The sequence below is a fragment of the Lysobacter sp. 05T417 genome (assembly GCF_056396405.1).
In genome coordinates, this window is the sequence record NZ_JBFTLK010000011.1 from 1 (window position 1) to 16,867 (window position 16,867).

13 protein-coding genes and 1 tRNA gene are annotated in these 16,867 nt (G+C 64.4%); all 14 read left to right on the forward strand.

What is annotated here, in order from left to right; genetic code table 11:
* On the forward strand, nt 1–231 hold a 231-nt coding region (locus tag AC1DER_RS17045), incomplete at its 5' end, for an EF-Tu C-terminal domain-related protein (RefSeq protein WP_477358192.1).
* A gap of 305 nt (nt 232–536) precedes the next feature.
* Nucleotides 537–612, forward strand: a tRNA-Trp gene (locus AC1DER_RS17050).
* A gap of 102 nt (nt 613–714) precedes the next feature.
* Nucleotides 715–1,092: a preprotein translocase subunit SecE gene (secE, locus tag AC1DER_RS17055; protein WP_441817726.1), complete on the forward strand. Its 378-nt coding sequence runs from the start codon at nt 715–717 to the stop codon at nt 1,090–1,092.
* Between the two features lie 4 nt (nt 1,093–1,096).
* A complete protein-coding gene (gene nusG, locus AC1DER_RS17060; protein WP_441817725.1) occupies nt 1,097–1,669 on the forward strand; it encodes a transcription termination/antitermination protein NusG in 573 nt (190 codons plus the stop codon).
* A 222-nt stretch (nt 1,670–1,891) separates the two neighbouring features.
* On the forward strand, nt 1,892–2,320 hold the full coding sequence (gene rplK / locus AC1DER_RS17065; protein ID WP_441817724.1) for a 50S ribosomal protein L11: 429 nt from the start codon (nt 1,892–1,894) through the stop codon (nt 2,318–2,320).
* Between the two features lie 3 nt (nt 2,321–2,323).
* Nucleotides 2,324–3,022, forward strand: a complete 699-nt coding sequence (rplA, locus tag AC1DER_RS17070) for a 50S ribosomal protein L1 (protein ID WP_441817723.1) — start codon at nt 2,324–2,326, stop codon at nt 3,020–3,022.
* Nucleotides 3,023–3,396: 374 nt separating this feature from the next.
* Nucleotides 3,397–3,933 (forward strand): 50S ribosomal protein L10, encoded by a 537-nt coding sequence (rplJ, locus tag AC1DER_RS17075; protein ID WP_158733601.1) that lies wholly within the window; start codon nt 3,397–3,399, stop codon nt 3,931–3,933.
* Nucleotides 3,934–4,000: 67 nt separating this feature from the next.
* Complete coding sequence (gene rplL, locus AC1DER_RS17080) at nt 4,001–4,372, forward strand: 50S ribosomal protein L7/L12 (RefSeq protein WP_386700382.1); 372 nt, start codon at nt 4,001–4,003, stop codon at nt 4,370–4,372.
* Between the two features lie 271 nt (nt 4,373–4,643).
* A complete protein-coding gene (gene rpoB / locus AC1DER_RS17085; RefSeq protein WP_477245983.1) occupies nt 4,644–8,810 on the forward strand; it encodes a DNA-directed RNA polymerase subunit beta in 4,167 nt (1,388 codons plus the stop codon).
* Between the two features lie 46 nt (nt 8,811–8,856).
* Entirely contained in the window at nt 8,857–13,083 is a 4,227-nt protein-coding gene (gene rpoC / locus AC1DER_RS17090; RefSeq protein WP_441817722.1) for a DNA-directed RNA polymerase subunit beta', read from the forward strand.
* A 360-nt stretch (nt 13,084–13,443) separates the two neighbouring features.
* Complete coding sequence (gene rpsL / locus AC1DER_RS17095) at nt 13,444–13,818, forward strand: 30S ribosomal protein S12 (RefSeq protein ID WP_031373762.1); 375 nt, start codon at nt 13,444–13,446, stop codon at nt 13,816–13,818.
* A 53-nt stretch (nt 13,819–13,871) separates the two neighbouring features.
* On the forward strand, nt 13,872–14,339 hold the full coding sequence (rpsG, locus tag AC1DER_RS17100; RefSeq protein ID WP_158733598.1) for a 30S ribosomal protein S7: 468 nt from the start codon (nt 13,872–13,874) through the stop codon (nt 14,337–14,339).
* Nucleotides 14,340–14,489: 150 nt separating this feature from the next.
* Complete coding sequence (fusA, locus tag AC1DER_RS17105; RefSeq protein WP_477358195.1) at nt 14,490–16,610, forward strand: elongation factor G; 2,121 nt, start codon at nt 14,490–14,492, stop codon at nt 16,608–16,610.
* A gap of 93 nt (nt 16,611–16,703) precedes the next feature.
* A partial coding sequence (locus tag AC1DER_RS17110) for a GTP-binding protein (protein ID WP_441817727.1) occupies nt 16,704–16,867 on the forward strand: 164 nt, incomplete at its 3' end.

Consider the following 16,867-nt stretch of genomic DNA (forward strand, 5'->3'; position numbering starts at 1 on the left):
CGTCACACGCCCTTCTTCAAGGGCTACCGTCCGCAGTTCTACTTCCGCACGACCGACATCACCGGCGCAGTGACGCTGCCGGAAGGCGTCGAGATGGTCATGCCGGGCGACAACATCAAGATGGTCGTCTCGCTGATCAACCCGGTGGCAATGGACGAAGGCCTGCGTTTCGCAATCCGCGAAGGCGGCCGTACCGTCGGCGCCGGCGTGGTGGCGAAGATCATCAAGTGACGAATTGACCCGGGCGCGCGCAAGCGCGTCCGGCTTTGTCAATTCGTCATCCCCGCGAAGGCGGGGATCCAGGCGGGTCGACAAGCTGTCAGTTCGCCGTCCCCGCGAAGGCGGGGATCCAGGGACGTTGATGTTGCCGTAGATGTTGTGACTTCCCGGCGAGTCGGCAACGGCTCGCCGTCGCCGTCTAAGGGATCTGAGTTCCGGCGATCTGAATTCCGGGGATCGGAATTTGGGGCCATGAACTTCGGGGCTGAAACCGGGTCCAACCCGCTTCCAGCAAATCCGTTAAGCTTTAATGATGTACGCCAGTAGCTCAATTGGCAGAGCAGCGGTCTCCAAAACCGCAGGTTGGGGGTTCGAGTCCCTCCTGGCGTGCCACTTCATGCGGGTGCTTCCGCAGAGCCCCGGTCATCCGTGGTCGGGACACTCCTAACCACAGTGCTACTACAGACGTGGCCTCACCGCCGCGCGATGGATCGGATGAACAGCAAGGTCGAACAACACGGATCCACCTCCGCCGGCGATATCGTCAAGTACGCACTGTCGGTGCTGCTGGTCGCTGCGGGCGTGGCCGCCTACATCTATTTCGACCAGTGGCCTGGTGCGCTGCGCGCGCTGGCTGTCGCTGGCGGCCTGGTCCTCGGCGCCGGTGTGTTCCTGACCAGCGGCAAGGGCCTGCAAACCCGCGAATTCCTGTCTGAATCGCGCTTCGAGCTGCGCAAGGTCGTCTGGCCGACCCGCCAGGAAGCCCTGCGCACCACCTGGGTGGTCATGATCGCCGTCGCCGTGCTGAGCCTGATCCTGGCCGGCTTCGACGTCGTGATCCAGACCGCCGTCAAGTTCCTGCTGGGGCGCTGAAGAAATGAGCGAAGAAGTCCATAAGCGTTGGTACGTGGTTCACGCCTACTCGGGCTTCGAGAAGTCCGTGGCGCAGGCGTTGCGCGACCGCATCGTGCGCGACGGCATGCAGGAGCGCTTCGGTGAAGTGCTGGTCCCGACCGAAGAGATCGTGGAAATGCGCTCCGGCCAGAAGCGCCGCTCCGAGCGCAAGTTCTTCCCGGGCTATGTCCTGGTCCAGATCGCCACCCATGACGAAGCCGGCATCCCGCGCATGGACAACGAGAGCTGGCACCTGGTCAAGGAAACCCCGAAGGTGATGGGCTTCATCGGCGGCACCGCCGACCGCCCGCTGCCGATCGCCGACCACGAAGCCGACATGATCCTGCAGCGCGTGCAGGAAGGCGTCGAGAAGCCCAAGCCCAAGGTGCTGTTCGAGCCTGGCGAGATGGTCCGGGTCATCGACGGCCCGTTCAACGACTTCAATGGCGTGGTCGAAGAGATCAACTACGAGAAGAGCCGCCTGCGCGTGGCCGTGCTCATCTTCGGCCGCTCGACCCCGGTCGAGCTGGAATTCGGGCAGGTCGAGAAGGCCTGACCCGGGGTCTGGCCGGTCGGGCGCAGGGCGCCCAATCGGCCATAAACATCTGATATACTTGCTGGCTCGCCGCTTTCAGCGCGATCCAGAAGCCCCGGCCGCCGCATGGCGGCCGTCGGCGTGCTGCAGAACAAGTTGCTAACAACGTGATGTCGGGACACGTGATTTTCCCGGCGCGATGGGGAGCCTGAGGTCCAGGCGCTTGCACCCGGAGAGAGAGAAATGGCTAAGAAAGTAGTCGGTTACATCAAGTTGCAGGTCAAGGCCGGCCAGGCCAACCCGTCGCCGCCCGTCGGCCCGGCCCTGGGCCAGCGCGGCCTGAACATCATGGAGTTCTGCAAGGCATTCAACGCCGCGACCTCCAAGCTCGAGCCGGGTCTGCCGACCCCGGTCATCATCACCGCGTACTCGGACCGTACCTTCACCTTCATCACCAAGTCGACCCCGGCTTCGGTGCTGCTGAAGAAGGCCGCCGGCGTCGCATCGGGCTCCAAGCGCCCGAACACCGACAAGGTGGGCAAGGTCACCCGCGCCCAGCTCGAAGCGATCGCCAAGCAGAAGGAAGCCGACCTCACGGCGGCTGACCTGGAAGCAGCGGTTAAGACGATTGCGGGTTCGGCCCGCAGCATGGGTCTGGTGGTGGAGGGTTAAGACATGGCAATGACCAAGCGCGAAAAGGCCATCCAGGCCGCAGTTGTCCCGGGCAAGACGTACGCCATCGACGACGCACTCAAGATCGTGAAGACCGCCACCAAGGCCAAGTTCGTCGAGTCCGTCGACGTCGCTGTGCGCCTGGGCGTGGACGCGAAGAAGTCCGACCAGCAGGTTCGCGGTTCGACCGTGCTGCCGGCCGGTACCGGCAAGTCGGTGCGCGTGGCGGTGTTCGCCCCCGCCGGTGCGAAGGCTGACGAAGCCATCGCCGCTGGCGCCGAAGCCGTGGGCATGGACGACCTGGCCGAGAAGATGATGGCCGGCGACCTGAACTACGACGTCGTCATCGCCACCCCGGACGCCATGCGCGTCGTCGGCAAGCTGGGCCAGGTGCTCGGCCCGCGTGGCCTGATGCCGAACCCGAAGGTCGGCACCGTTTCGCCGAACCCGGCCGAAGCCGTGAAGAACGCCAAGGGCGGCCAGGTGCGTTACCGCACCGACAAGGCCGGCATCATCCACTGCACCATCGGCAAGGCTTCGTTCGAAGACGCATCGCTGAAGGAAAACCTGACCGCACTGCTGCTCGACCTGATCAAGGCCAAGCCGTCGTCCGCCAAGGGCCAGTACCTGCAGAAGATCTCGATCAGCACCACCATGGGCCCCGGCGTTTCCGTGGACCAGGGCACGCTGACCCTGAAGTAATGCATCGCGCTCGCGCAATGCGCGAGCGTTTTGCCAGTGCGTGACGCGTCTGCGGGGTGCATGCCGCAGACAAAAATTTTGAGGGCATCGCCCAGAACCTCCGGGTTCGAAGCGATAGCCGTCAAAGACCGCAGGTGCGGTCAGCGCCTACCGGCGACGGGCATGGATGCTCGACATGGCAAGGATTCGCCGTCGGTGGAAGCGGGGCTGCTTAATCCGGACTCGTTCGGGTCGGCCTGCGTAGATGGTGCCTTCTGGAAATCTTTCTGGAGTGGCCACCACCGGGATGTTCGCGCATCCCCGATGCCAGGGACGGTATCGCCCAGGACCGCAAGCGGCAGGAGCCGTAAGCGGAGTTCATTTGGAGGAGTGCAATGGCTCTCAATCTGTCCCAGAAGCAAGAAGTAGTAGCCGAGCTGGCAGAAGTCGCCGCCAAGGCCCACTCCTTGATTGCTGTCGAGTACGCGGGCACCACGGTCAGTCAGATGACCGCGATGCGCAAGAAGGCTCGTGAAACCGGCGTTTTCTTGAAAGTTGTCAAGAACACCCTGGCTTCGCGCGCCGTCGTCGGTACCGAGTACGAGTGCGCGAAAGACGTGCTCACCGGTCCGCTGCTGTACGCGTTCTCGATGGAAGAACCCGGCGCTGCCGGTCGTCTGATCAAGGAATTCGCCAAGGGTAACGACAAGCTGCAGGCCAAGGTCGTCGCGATGGGTGGCCAGGTGTATCCGGCCAGCCACGTCGAAGTCCTCGCTTCGCTGCCGACCCTCGAACAGGCGCTCGCCATGCTGGCCCGCGTCCTCAACGAGCCGGCAACGATGTTCGCCCGCGCCGTCAAGGCAGTGGCCGACAAGCAGGGCGGTGGCGATGTTGCCGACGCCGAAGCCGAAGCAGTGGCGGAACCGGCGTAACACGCCCCCGCACGTCAAGCTCGCTTTACCAATCGATTCGTAAGATCAATTTCCAGAGGTTAATAACATGTCCCTGTCCAACGAACAGATCGTCGACGCCATTGCCGAGAAGACCCTTCTCGAGGTGATGGAGCTGGTCAAGGCGATCGAAGAGAAGTTCGGCGTCTCCGCCGCTGCCCCGGTCGTCGCTGCTGGCCCGGCCGTTGCTGCTGCCGTCGTCGAAGAGCAGACCGAGTTCAACGTCATCCTGAAGGCTGCCGGCGAGAAGAAGGTCGAAGTCATCAAGGCCGTCCGCGCCATCACCGGCCTGGGCCTGAAGGAAGCGAAGGACCTCGTCGAAGGTGCTCCGCAGACCGTGAAGGAAGCCGTCTCGAAGGACGAAGCCGAGAAGTTCAAGAAGGACCTCGAGGCTGCCGGCGCATCGGTCGAGCTGAAGTAATTCAGTACTTGTGTCGCCGGCTCTTGTTAAGAGCGTAGTACTGGCGACCACCTGAGGCTGGGGACGAAAGTCCCCGGCCTTTGGCCGTTCCTGAGGGGGCGGCGGAATTCAAGCGTTGCCCAACGAGTTGACAGTCGGAAGTAGCGGGAGAAGGCGTGCTGGTGCCGGCAATACCAGCGACTTCCCACTGGCAATTTTGATCCCCCGGTTCGCCGTCCAGGCGCACCAACGAAAATCTCCGAGGCGGTAGCTCACCATGACCACAGCTTCCATGACGACGGCCTCCAAGGCCATCTACTCGTTCACCGAAAAGAAGCGCATCCGCAAGGATTTCGGCAAGCGCAAATCCATCCTCGAAATTCCGTTCCTGCTGGCCATCCAGGTCGACTCCTACCGTGAGTTCCTGCAGGAAAACATCGATCCGGCCAAGCGTGCCGACCGCGGCCTGCATGCCGCGCTGAAGTCGGTGTTCCCGATCTCCAGCTACAGCGGCAACGCCGCGCTGGAATACGTCGGCTACAAGCTTGGCGATCCGCCGTTCGATGAGCGCGAGTGCCGTAACCGCGGCCTCTCCTACGGCGCCCCGCTGCGCGTGACCGTGCGCCTGGTGATCTACGACCGCGAGTCGTCGACCAAGGCCATCAAGTACGTGAAGGAGCAGGAGGTCTACATGGGCGAGATTCCGCTCATGACCGACAACGGCACCTTCATCGTCAACGGCACCGAGCGCGTCATCGTCTCCCAGCTGCACCGCAGCCCGGGCGTGTTCTTCGATCACGACCGCGGCAAGACCCACAGCTCGGGCAAGCTGCTGTACAGCGCCCGCATCATTCCTTACCGCGGTTCCTGGCTCGACTTCGAGTTCGACCCGAAGGATGCGCTGTTCACCCGTATCGACCGTCGCCGCAAGCTGCCGGTGACCGTGCTGCTGCGCGCGCTGGGCTACAACAACGAAGAAATGCTGCGCGAGTTCTTCGAGATCAACACCTTCCACATCATGCCCGAGGGCGTGCAGTGGGAGCTGGTCTCCGAGCGCCTGCGTGGTGAAACGCTCGACTTCGACCTGGCCGATGGCGACAAGATCATCGTCGAGGCCGGCAAGCGCATCACCGCGCGCCACGTCAAGCAGCTGGAGGCCTCGGGCATTGCCGCCCTGGCCGTGCCGGACAGCTACCTGGTCGGCCGCATCCTCTCGCACGACGTCGTCGACTCCAAGACCGGCGAGCTGCTGGCCACCGCCAACGACGAGATCAACGAAGACCAGCTGGCCGCCTTCCGCAAGGCCGGCATCGACGCGGTCGGCACCCTGTGGGTGAACGACCTCGATCGCGGCGCGTACCTGTCCAACACCCTGCGCATCGATCCGTCGAAGACGCAGCTGGAAGCGCTGGTCGAGATCTACCGCATGATGCGTCCGGGCGAGCCGCCCACCAAGGACGCCGCGCAGAACCTGTTCCACAACCTGTTCTTCACCTTCGAGCGCTACGACCTGTCGGCCGTGGGCCGGATGAAGTTCAACCGTCGCCTGGGCCGCAAGGAGACCGAAGGGTCCTCGGTGCTCTATGACGCCAAGTACTTTGCCGAGCGCAAGGACGAGGAGTCGGTGCGCCTGCGCAACGCCAACGGCGCCACGTCCGACATCCTCGACGTGATCCGCGTGCTGACCGAGATCCGCAACGGTCGCGGCACGGTCGACGACATCGACCACCTGGGCAACCGTCGCGTGCGTTCGGTCGGCGAAATGGCCGAGAACGTGTTCCGCGTCGGCCTGGTCCGCGTCGAGCGCGCGGTCAAGGAGCGCCTGTCGATGGCCGAGTCCGAAGGCCTGACCCCGCAGGAGCTGATCAACGCCAAGCCGGTGGCCGCCGCGATCAAGGAGTTCTTCGGCTCCTCGCAGCTGTCGCAGTTCATGGACCAGAACAACCCGCTGTCGGAAGTCACCCACAAGCGTCGCGTCTCGGCCCTCGGCCCGGGCGGCCTGACCCGTGAGCGTGCCGGCTTCGAAGTGCGCGACGTGCACCCGACCCACTACGGCCGCGTGTGCACCATCGAGACGCCGGAAGGCCCGAACATCGGCCTGATCAACTCGCTCGCCGTGTTCGCCCGCACCAACCGTTACGGCTTCCTCGAGACGCCGTACCGCAAGGTCATCGACGGCCGCGTCACCGACGCCGTCGAGTACCTGTCGGCGATCGAAGAGAACGAGTACGTCATCGCCCAGGCCAATGCACCGACCGACGACGACAACAACATCACCGCCCAGTTCGTCGCCTGCCGTTACCAGGGCGAGTCGATGCTGCGTCCGCCGAGCGAGATCCACTTCATGGACGTCTCGCCGATGCAGACCGTGTCGGTCGCTGCGGCCCTCGTCCCGTTCCTCGAGCACGACGACGCCAACCGCGCACTGATGGGCGCCAACATGCAGCGCCAGGCCGTGCCGACGCTGCGTGCGCAGAAGCCGCTGGTCGGTACCGGCATCGAGCGCGCCGTGGCGCGCGACTCGGGCGTGACCGTCAATGCCCGTCGCGGTGGCGTGATCGAGCAGATCGACGCAGGCCGCATCGTGGTCAAGGTCAACGAGAAGGAAATCGTTGGCGAGACCGATGCCGGCGTCGACATCTACACCCTGATCAAGTACACCCGCTCCAACCAGAACACCTGCATCAACCAGCGTCCGCTGGTGATCGTCGGTGACGTGGTTGCGCGCGGCGACGTGCTGGCCGACGGCCCCTCGACCGACATCGGCGAGCTCGCGCTCGGCCAGAACATGCTGGTCGCGTTCATGCCGTGGAACGGCTACAACTTCGAGGACTCGATCCTGCTGTCCGAGCGCGTGGTCGAGCAGGATCGCTACACCACGATCCACATCGAAGAGCTGACCTGCGTCGCCCGCGACACCAAGCTGGGACCGGAGGAAATCTCCGCCGACATCCCGAACGTCTCCGAGCAGGCCCTCAACCGCCTCGACGAGTCGGGCGTGGTCTACATCGGCGCCGAAGTGCGTGCCGGCGACATCCTGGTCGGCAAGGTCACGCCGAAGGGCGAGTCGCAGCTGACCCCGGAAGAGAAGCTGCTTCGCGCGATCTTCGGCGAGAAGGCCTCCGACGTTAAGGACAGCTCGCTGCGCGTTCCGCCGGGCATGGACGGCACCGTCATCGACGTGCAGGTCTTCACCCGCGACGGCATCGAGAAGGACAAGCGCGCGCGCCAGATCGAGGAATACGAGATCCGTCGCGTCAAGAAGGACTTCGACGACCAGTACCGCATCCTCGAGGCTGCGATCTACGACCGTCTGCGCACCCAGCTGATCGGTCGCGTCGCCAACGGCGGCGGTGGCCTGAAGAAGGGCGACACCGTCACCTCGCTCGTGCTCGAGGGCCTGTCCCGCAAGGACTGGTTCACCCTGCGCATGAAGGACGAGGAAGCGGTCGAGGCAATCGAGCGCGCGCAGAAGCAGATCGAGGTCCACAAGGCCGAGTTCGAAAAGCGCTTCGCCGACAAGCGCGGCAAGATCACCCAGGGCGACGACCTCGCACCGGGCGTGCTGAAGATGGTCAAGGTGTTCCTCGCGGTGAAGCGCCGCATCCAGCCGGGCGACAAAATGGCCGGCCGCCACGGCAACAAGGGTGTCGTGTCGACCATCGTGCCGGTGCAGGACATGCCGTACGCGGCCGACGGCCAGACCGTCGACATCGTCCTGAACCCGCTGGGCGTGCCGTCGCGCATGAATATCGGCCAGATCCTCGAAGTGCATCTGGGCTGGGCCGCAAAGGGCCTGGGCCAGAAGATCCAGCGCATGCTGGAAGCACAGCAGAAGGTCTCCGAGCTGCGTCAGTTCCTCGACGACATCTACAACCACGACACCAAGATCGCCGGTGACCGCGTCGACCTGACCCAGTTCAGCGACGAGGAGCTGCTGACGCTCGCCAAGAACCTGTGCGATGGCGTGCCGATGGCCACCCCGGTGTTCGACGGTGCCGCCGAGTCGGAGATCAAGCGCATGCTCGAGCTCGCCGACCTGCCCACCAGCGGCCAGACCATGCTGTTCGACGGTCGCACCGGTGAGTCGTTCGAGCGTCCGGTCACGGTTGGCTACATGCACATGCTGAAGCTGAACCACCTGGTCGACGACAAGATGCACGCCCGTTCCACTGGTCCGTACTCGCTCGTCACCCAGCAGCCGCTGGGCGGCAAGGCGCAGTTCGGTGGCCAGCGCTTCGGCGAGATGGAAGTCTGGGCGCTGGAAGCCTACGGCGCGGCCTACACCCTGCAGGAAATGCTGACGGTGAAGTCCGACGACGTGCAGGGCCGCAACCAGATGTACAAGAACATCGTCGACGGCGAGTACGAGATGGTCGCCGGCATGCCGGAGTCCTTCAACGTGCTCGTGAAGGAAATCCGCTCGCTCGCGATCAACATGGAGCTGGAAGAGAACTGAGGAAACCCGCTTCCCCATTCTCTATTCCCGATTCCCGGAGAACAAAATGAAAGACCTTCTGAATCTGTTCAACCAGCAGCGACAGACCATCGACTTCGATGCGATCAAGATCGCGCTGGCTTCGCCCGACCTGATCCGTTCGTGGTCGTTCGGCGAAGTGAAGAAGCCGGAAACCATCAACTACCGTACCTTCAAGCCCGAGCGTGACGGCCTGTTCTGCGCCGCCATCTTCGGTCCGATCAAGGACTACGAGTGCCTGTGCGGCAAGTACAAGCGCATGAAGCACCGCGGCGTGGTCTGCGAGAAGTGCGGTACCGAGGTCACCCTGGCCAAGGTCCGTCGCGAGCGCATGGGCCACATCGACCTGGCTTCGCCGGTCGCGCACATCTGGTTCCTCAAGTCGCTGCCCTCGCGCATCGGCCTGATGCTGGACATGACCCTGCGTGACATCGAGCGCATCCTGTACTTCGAAGCCTACGTGGTGACGGAGCCGGGCCTGACCGCACTGGAGCGCGGCAACCTGCTCACCGAGGAGCAGTTCCTGCAGGCGCGCCAGGAGCACGGCGACGACTTCGAGGCCGCCATGGGCGCCGAGGCCGTCTACGAGCTGCTGCGCACGATCGACCTTCAGTCGGAGATGGTGCAGCTGAAGGAAGAGATCTCCTCGACCAACAGCGAAACCAAGCTCAAGCGCCTCACCAAGCGCATCAAGCTGGTCGAAGCCTTCCTCGAGTCGGGCAACCGCCCGGAGTGGATGGTCATGACCGTGCTGCCGGTGCTGCCGCCGGACCTGCGTCCGCTGGTTCCGCTGGACGGCGGCCGCTTCGCGACCTCCGACCTCAACGACCTGTACCGCCGCGTCATCAACCGCAACAACCGCCTGCGTCGCCTGCTTGAACTCAATGCGCCCGACATCATCGTGCGCAACGAGAAGCGCATGCTGCAGGAGTCGGTTGACGCGCTGATGGACAACGGCCGTCGCGGCCGTGCCATCACCGGCACCAACAAGCGCCCGCTCAAGTCGCTCGCCGACATGATCAAGGGCAAGCAGGGTCGCTTCCGCCAGAACCTGCTGGGCAAGCGCGTCGACTACTCGGGCCGTTCGGTCATCGTGGTCGGCCCGACGCTGCGCCTGCATGAGTGCGGCCTGCCGAAGAAGATGGCGCTCGAGCTGTTCAAGCCCTTCATCTTCGCCAAGCTGCAGCGCCGTGGCCTGGCCACCACCATCAAGGCCGCCAAGAAGCTCGTCGAGCGCGAAGAGGCCGAGGTGTGGGACATCCTCGAAGAGGTGATCCGCGAGCATCCGGTCCTGCTCAACCGCGCACCGACGCTGCACCGCCTGGGCATCCAGGCGTTCGAGCCGGTGCTGATCGAAGGCAAGGCGATCCAGCTGCACCCGCTGGTCTGCACCGCGTTCAACGCCGACTTCGACGGTGACCAGATGGCCGTCCACGTGCCGCTCTCGCTGGAAGCCCAGCTGGAAGCGCGTGCGCTGATGATGGCGTCCAACAACATCCTGTCGCCGGCCAACGGCGAGCCGATCATCGTGCCGTCGCAGGACGTCGTGCTGGGCCTGTACTACATGACCCGCGGCCTTGAGAACAAGGCAGGCGAGGGCATGGCGTTCGCCAACGTCGCCGAAGTCAAGCGCGCCTACGACAACCGCGTCGTGCAGCTGCACGCCAAGTGCAAGGTCCGCATCACCGAGACGGTGAACAACGAGGACGGCACCAGCGAGCAGAAGACCTCGATCGTCGACACGACCGTGGGTCGCGCCCTGCTGCGCGAGATCCTGCCGGAGGGCCTGCCGTTCGCGCTGGCCAACGTCGAGCTGACAAAGAAGAACATCAGCCGACTGATCAACTCCTGCTACCGCATGCTCGGCCTGAAGGACACGGTCGTGTTCGCCGACAAGCTGATGTACACCGGCTTCGCTTACGCGACCCGCGCCGGCGTCTCCATCGGCATCGACGACATGCTGATCCCGGTCGAGAAGAAGGGCATCCTGGCCGAGGCGGAAGCCGAGGTCCTGGAAATCCAGGAGCAGTACCAGTCGGGCCTGGTCACCGCCGGCGAGCGCTACAACAAGGTCGTCGACATCTGGTCGCGCACGAACGAGCGCGTGGCCAAGGCGATGATGGACGCGATCGGCACCGAGAAGGTGCTCAACGCCAAGGGCGAGACCATCGACCAGAAGTCGATGAACTCGATCTACATCATGGCCGACTCCGGCGCCCGTGGTTCGCAGGCCCAGATCCGTCAGCTCGCCGGTATGCGCGGCCTGATGGCCAAGCCCGACGGCTCGATCATCGAGACGCCGATCACCGCGAACTTCCGCGAAGGCCTGAACGTTCTCCAGTACTTCATCTCGACCCACGGCGCCCGTAAGGGCCTGGCCGATACCGCGCTGAAGACGGCGAACTCCGGTTACCTGACCCGTCGCCTCGTCGACGTTGCGCAGGACGTGGTGATCACCGAGGACGATTGCGGCACGCTGGAAGGCCTGACCATGACGCCGATCGTGGAAGGCGGCGACGTGGTCGAGCCGCTGCGCGACCGCGTGCTGGGTCGTGTCGTGGCCGAGGACGTGTTCCTGCCGGGCAACGACGAAGAGCCGATCGTCACCCGCAACACCCTGCTCGACGAGGGCTGGGTGCAGAAGCTCGACGACGCCAGCGTCCAGTCGATCAAGGTCCGTTCGACGATCACCTGCCGCAGCTCGTTCGGCGTCTGCGCCCACTGCTACGGTCGCGACCTCGGTCGCGGTCACCTGGTCAACCACGGCGAAGCGGTCGGCGTTGTCGCCGCGCAGTCGATCGGTGAGCCGGGTACGCAGCTGACCATGCGTACGTTCCACATCGGTGGTGCCGCTTCGCGTGCCGCCGCCATCGACAACGTCACGGTCAAGACCACCGGCAGCATCAAGTTCAACAACCTCAAGCACGTCGATCACGCCGGCGGCCACCTGGTCGCGGTGTCGCGTTCGGGCGAGTTGTCGGTGCTCGACGGCCACGGCCGTGAGCGCGAGCGCTACAAGCTGCCGTACGGTGCCACGGTCAACGTCAAGGACGGCGCCAGCATCAAGGCCGGCCAGACGGTGGCCAGCTGGGATCCGCATAACCACCCGATCGTTTCGGAAGTCGCCGGTTTCGTTCGCTTCATCGACTTCGTCGATGGCGTGACCGTGATCGAGAAGACCGACGAACTGACCGGCCTGGCCTCGCGCGAGATCACCGATCCGAAGCGTCGCGGCTCGCAGGGCAAGGACCTGCGTCCGATCGTCCGCATCGTCGACAAGAGCGGCAAGGACCTGTCGATCCCCGGTACCGACCTGCCGGCGCAGTACCTGCTGCCGCCGCGCTCGATCGTCAACCTGCAGGACGGCGCGCCGGTCGGCGTGGGCGACGTGGTCGCCAAGATCCCGCAGGAAGCGTCCAAGACCCGCGACATCACCGGCGGTCTGCCGCGCGTTGCCGACCTGTTCGAAGCGCGCAAGCCCAAGGACCCGGCGGTCCTGGCCGAGCGCTCGGGCATCGTCTCCTTCGGTAAGGACACCAAGGGCAAGCAGCGCCTGATCATCAAGGACACCGACGGCAACGAGCACGAGGAGCTGATCCCGAAGTACCGCCAGATCATCGTGTTCGAAGGCGAGCACGTGGAGAAGGGCGAGACCGTGGTGGACGGCGAGCCGGGCCCGCAGGACATCCTGCGCCTGCTCGGTGTCGAACCGCTGGCCGTGTACCTGACCAAGGAAATCCAGGACGTCTATCGCCTGCAGGGCGTGAAGATCAACGACAAGCACATCGAGGTGATCGTTCGCCAGATGCTGCGCAAGGTCGAGATCACCGACCAGGGCGACAGCAAGTTCCTCAACGGCGAGCAGGTCGAGCGTCAGCGTCTCATCGAAGAGAACGCCCGCCTGGCCGGTCGCAACGAGATCCTGGCGGGTTACGAGCCGGTCCTGCTTGGCATCACCAAGGCCTCGCTGGCAACCGAGTCGTTCATCTCGGCGGCCTCCTTCCAGGAGACCACCCGCGTCCTGACCGAGGCTGCCGTCCGCGGCACCCGTGACGGCCTGCGCGGCCTGAAGGAGAACGTGATCGTCGGCCGCCTGATCCCGGCCGGTACCGGCCTGGCGTACCACACGCTGCGCCGAAAGAACGCGTCGGGCCTGACCGACTCGGAGATGGAAGCGCTGTCGGCGCCGGTCGCTTCGGCGGCCGAGCCGGTCGTGGAAGTGGCCGAGGTCGAAGGCGACTCGAGCGCCTCGTAAGCAGTAAAAGGGGCAGGGCGGGAGATTCCCGCCCTGGTCCCGCTCCGGTTTGGCTTGGTTTCGGCCGGCAAATCCGGTTACAATCGCGGAAATACCGACAGCCCCCTGGTGGGGCCGTCCAGATCACGAAATGAGGATGCAGGACGCGCCTCGTGTTCGGCCCAGGATGGGCGGGATCGCAGTGAAGTTCCGACCACGCAGGCTGCCTTCGGCGGCCCGGGCGGAGCACACGGTTTAGCTCGCGTTGACGGTCACGTCCGACGCGGGCTATACTTTTTCGTCTCGGTATGCCGGGTTGCCCCGGCGTGCCGTTCGTTTTTCCACGAAAGGCCAATCCAGGCCTTCTTCAAAGAGTTCCAGATGGCGACGATCAATCAGCTGGTCCGCAAGCCGCGGCAGGCGACCACCTACAAGAGTGCCTCGCCGGCGCTCGCGAACTGCCCGCAGCGCCGTGGCGTTTGCACCCGCGTGTACACCACGACCCCGAAGAAGCCGAACTCGGCTCTGCGCAAGGTCGCGAAGGTTCGCCTGACCAATGGCTACGAGATCATCTCGTACATCGGCGGCGAAGGTCACAACCTGCAGGAGCACTCGGTCGTGCTGATCCGCGGCGGTCGCGTCAAGGACCTGCCGGGCGTGCGCTACCACACCGTGCGTGGCTCGCTCGATGCCGCCGGTGTCGCCAAGCGTCGCCAGAGCCGCTCCAAGTACGGCGCCAAGCGTCCGAAGTCCTAAGCCGGACGACCGTTTCGGTCTCCGTACAAGAATCACGAGAATAGGTACGCACCATGTCGCGTAAAGGTTCCACCCCTCAGCGTTCGGTCCTGCCGGACCCCAAGCACGGCAGCGAGACGATCGCCCGTTTCATCAACATGGTCATGCAGAGCGGCAAGAAGTCGGTCGCCGAGAAGATCGTCTACGGCGCGATGGATGCCATCAGCGAGAAGAACCCCAATGCCCTCGAGCTTGTCGAGAAGGCGCTGGGCAACGTCTCGCCTGCGGTCGAAGTGAAGTCGCGTCGCGTCGGCGGTGCCACCTACCAGGTGCCGGTCGAAGTCCGTGCCTCGCGCCGCATGGCGCTGGCCATGCGCTGGCTGATCGAGTCGGCGCGCAAGCGCGGCGAGAACACCATGCCGCGCAAGCTCGCTGCCGAACTGATCGACGCCTCGGAAAGCCGCGGCGGCGCCATCAAGAAGCGCGAAGAAACCCACCGCATGGCGGAAGCGAACAAGGCGTTCGCCCACTACCGCTGGTGATCTGAGCCGGGCGCCCCCATATAGGGGGTCGCCCCACTCAGCAGCACGACATGTGCTGCCGCGGCGGTGTGAAAGCCGCCACGCGAACCGGAGGCCGCCTTTGAGGCGGCGTCCGGCCATTTGGAATTCGAAAACTTACGAGAGGGTCCCGTGGCTCGCACCACTCCCATCGAGCGTTACCGCAACTTCGGCATCATGGCTCACATCGATGCCGGCAAGACCACCACGTCCGAACGCATCCTGTTCTACACCGGTGTCAGCCACAAGATCGGCGAAGTGCACGAAGGTGCCGCGACGATGGACTGGATGGAGCAGGAGCAGGAGCGCGGCATCACCATTACGTCGGCCGCTACGACCGCGTTCTGGAAGGGCATGGACAAGTCCCTGCCTGAGCACCGCTTCAACATCATCGACACCCCAGGCCACGTCGACTTCACCATCGAAGTCGAGCGTTCGCTGCGCGTGCTCGACGGTGCGGTGTTCGTGCTGTGCGCCGTCGGTGGCGTCCAGCCGCAGTCCGAGACCGTGTGGCGTCAGGCCAACAAGTACTCCGTGCCGCGCATGGCGTTCGTCAACAAGATGGACCGCACCGGCGCCAACTTCGACAAGGTCGTCGAGCAGCTGCGTGCGCGCCTTGGCGCCTACGCCGTACCGATGCAGGTGCCGATCGGCGCTGAAGACGGCTTCGAGGGCGTGGTCGACCTGCTCAAGATGAAGGCCATCCATTGGGATGTCGCCTCGCAGGGCACCGTGTTCGAGTACCGCGAGATCCCGGCGAACCTCCAGGCCCAGGCCGATGCTGCGCGCAACTTCATGGTCGAAGCCGCCGCCGAAGCGTCCGAAGAGCTGATGGACAAGTACCTCAACGAAGGCGAGCTCACCGAAGAGGAGATCGTCGCGGGTCTGCGCGCGCGCACCCTGCGCGTCGAGATCGTGCCTGTCTTCTGCGGTTCGGCGTTCAAGAACAAGGGCGTGCAGGCCATGCTCGACGGCGTGATCAACCTGCTGCCGTCGCCGGCCGACCGTCCGCCGGTCCAGGGCATCGACGAGGACGACAAGGAAGACACCCGCACGGCGTCCGACACCGAGCCGTTCTCGGCGCTTGCGTTCAAGATCATGACCGACCCGTTCGTCGGTTCGCTGACCTTCTTCCGCGTCTACTCGGGCGTGCTCAACTCCGGCGACCAGGTGTACAACCCGGTCAAGTCGAAGAAGGAGCGCGTGGGCCGCATCCTGCAGATGCACGCCAACCAGCGCGACGAGATCAAGGAAGTCCGCGCCGGCGACATCGCCGCGGCCGTGGGCCTGAAGGACGTGACCACCGGCGACACGCTGTGCGCGCAGGATCACATCATCACCCTCGAGCGCATGACCTTCCCGGAGCCCGTCATCTCGATGGCGGTCGAGCCCAAGACCAAGTCCGATCAGGAAAAGATGGGCATGGCACTGGGTCGCCTGGCGCAGGAAGATCCTTCGTTCCGCGTGCGTACCGACGAAGAATCGGGCCAGACGATTATCGCCGGCATGGGCGAGTTGCACCTGGACATCCTCGTCGACCGCATGCGTCGCGAGTTCAATGTCGAGGCCAACGTCGGCAAGCCGCAGGTGGCGTACCGCGAGACCATCCGCAAATCGGACGTCAAGTCGGACTACAAGCACGCCAAGCAGTCGGGCGGTAAGGGCCAGTACGGCCACGTCGTCATCGAGCTGTCGCCGATGAACGAAGCCGACCGTGCCAACGAGGACGTCAAGAACGATTTCCTGTTCGTCAACGACATCACCGGCGGCGTGATCCCGAAGGAGTTCATCCCGGCGGTCGAGAAGGGCCTGCGCGAGACGATCACCAGCGGTCCGCTGGCCGGCTTCCCGGTCGTGGGCATCAAGGTCAAGCTCGTGTTCGGTTCCTACCATGACGTCGACTCGTCGGAAATGGCGTTCAAGCTCGCCTCGTCGATGGCGTTCAAGGAAGGCTTCCGCAAGGCCGATCCGGTCCTGCTCGAGCCGATCATGAAGGTCGAAGTCGTGACGCCGGAAGAGTATGTCGGCGACGTGATGGGCGACCTGAGCCGTCGTCGCGGCCTGCTCCAGGGTCAGGACGACACGCCGTCGGGCAAGACCATCAACGCGATGGTGCCGCTGGGCGAAATGTTCGGTTACGCCACCACGATCCGTTCGCTGACCCAGGGTCGCGCGACGTTCACGATGGAATTCGACCATTACGCCGAAGCCCCGAACAACATCGCCGACGCGGTGATGAAGAAGGGCGGTTAATTGAAGTCCCCGTGTCATTGAAGTGCGTGGCGCCGGCCCTCGCCGGCGCCTCGTTACCACAGAACAAGCATCAAACTTTAAAGAGAGACAATCATGGCCAAGGGTAAATTTGAGCGCACCAAGCCGCACGTGAACGTGGGCACGATCGGTCACGTCGACCACGGCAAGACCACGCTGACGGCGGCACTGACGAAGGTGGGCGCGGAGCGTTTCGGTGGCGAGTTCAAGGCGTACGACGCGATCGACGCAGCGCCGGA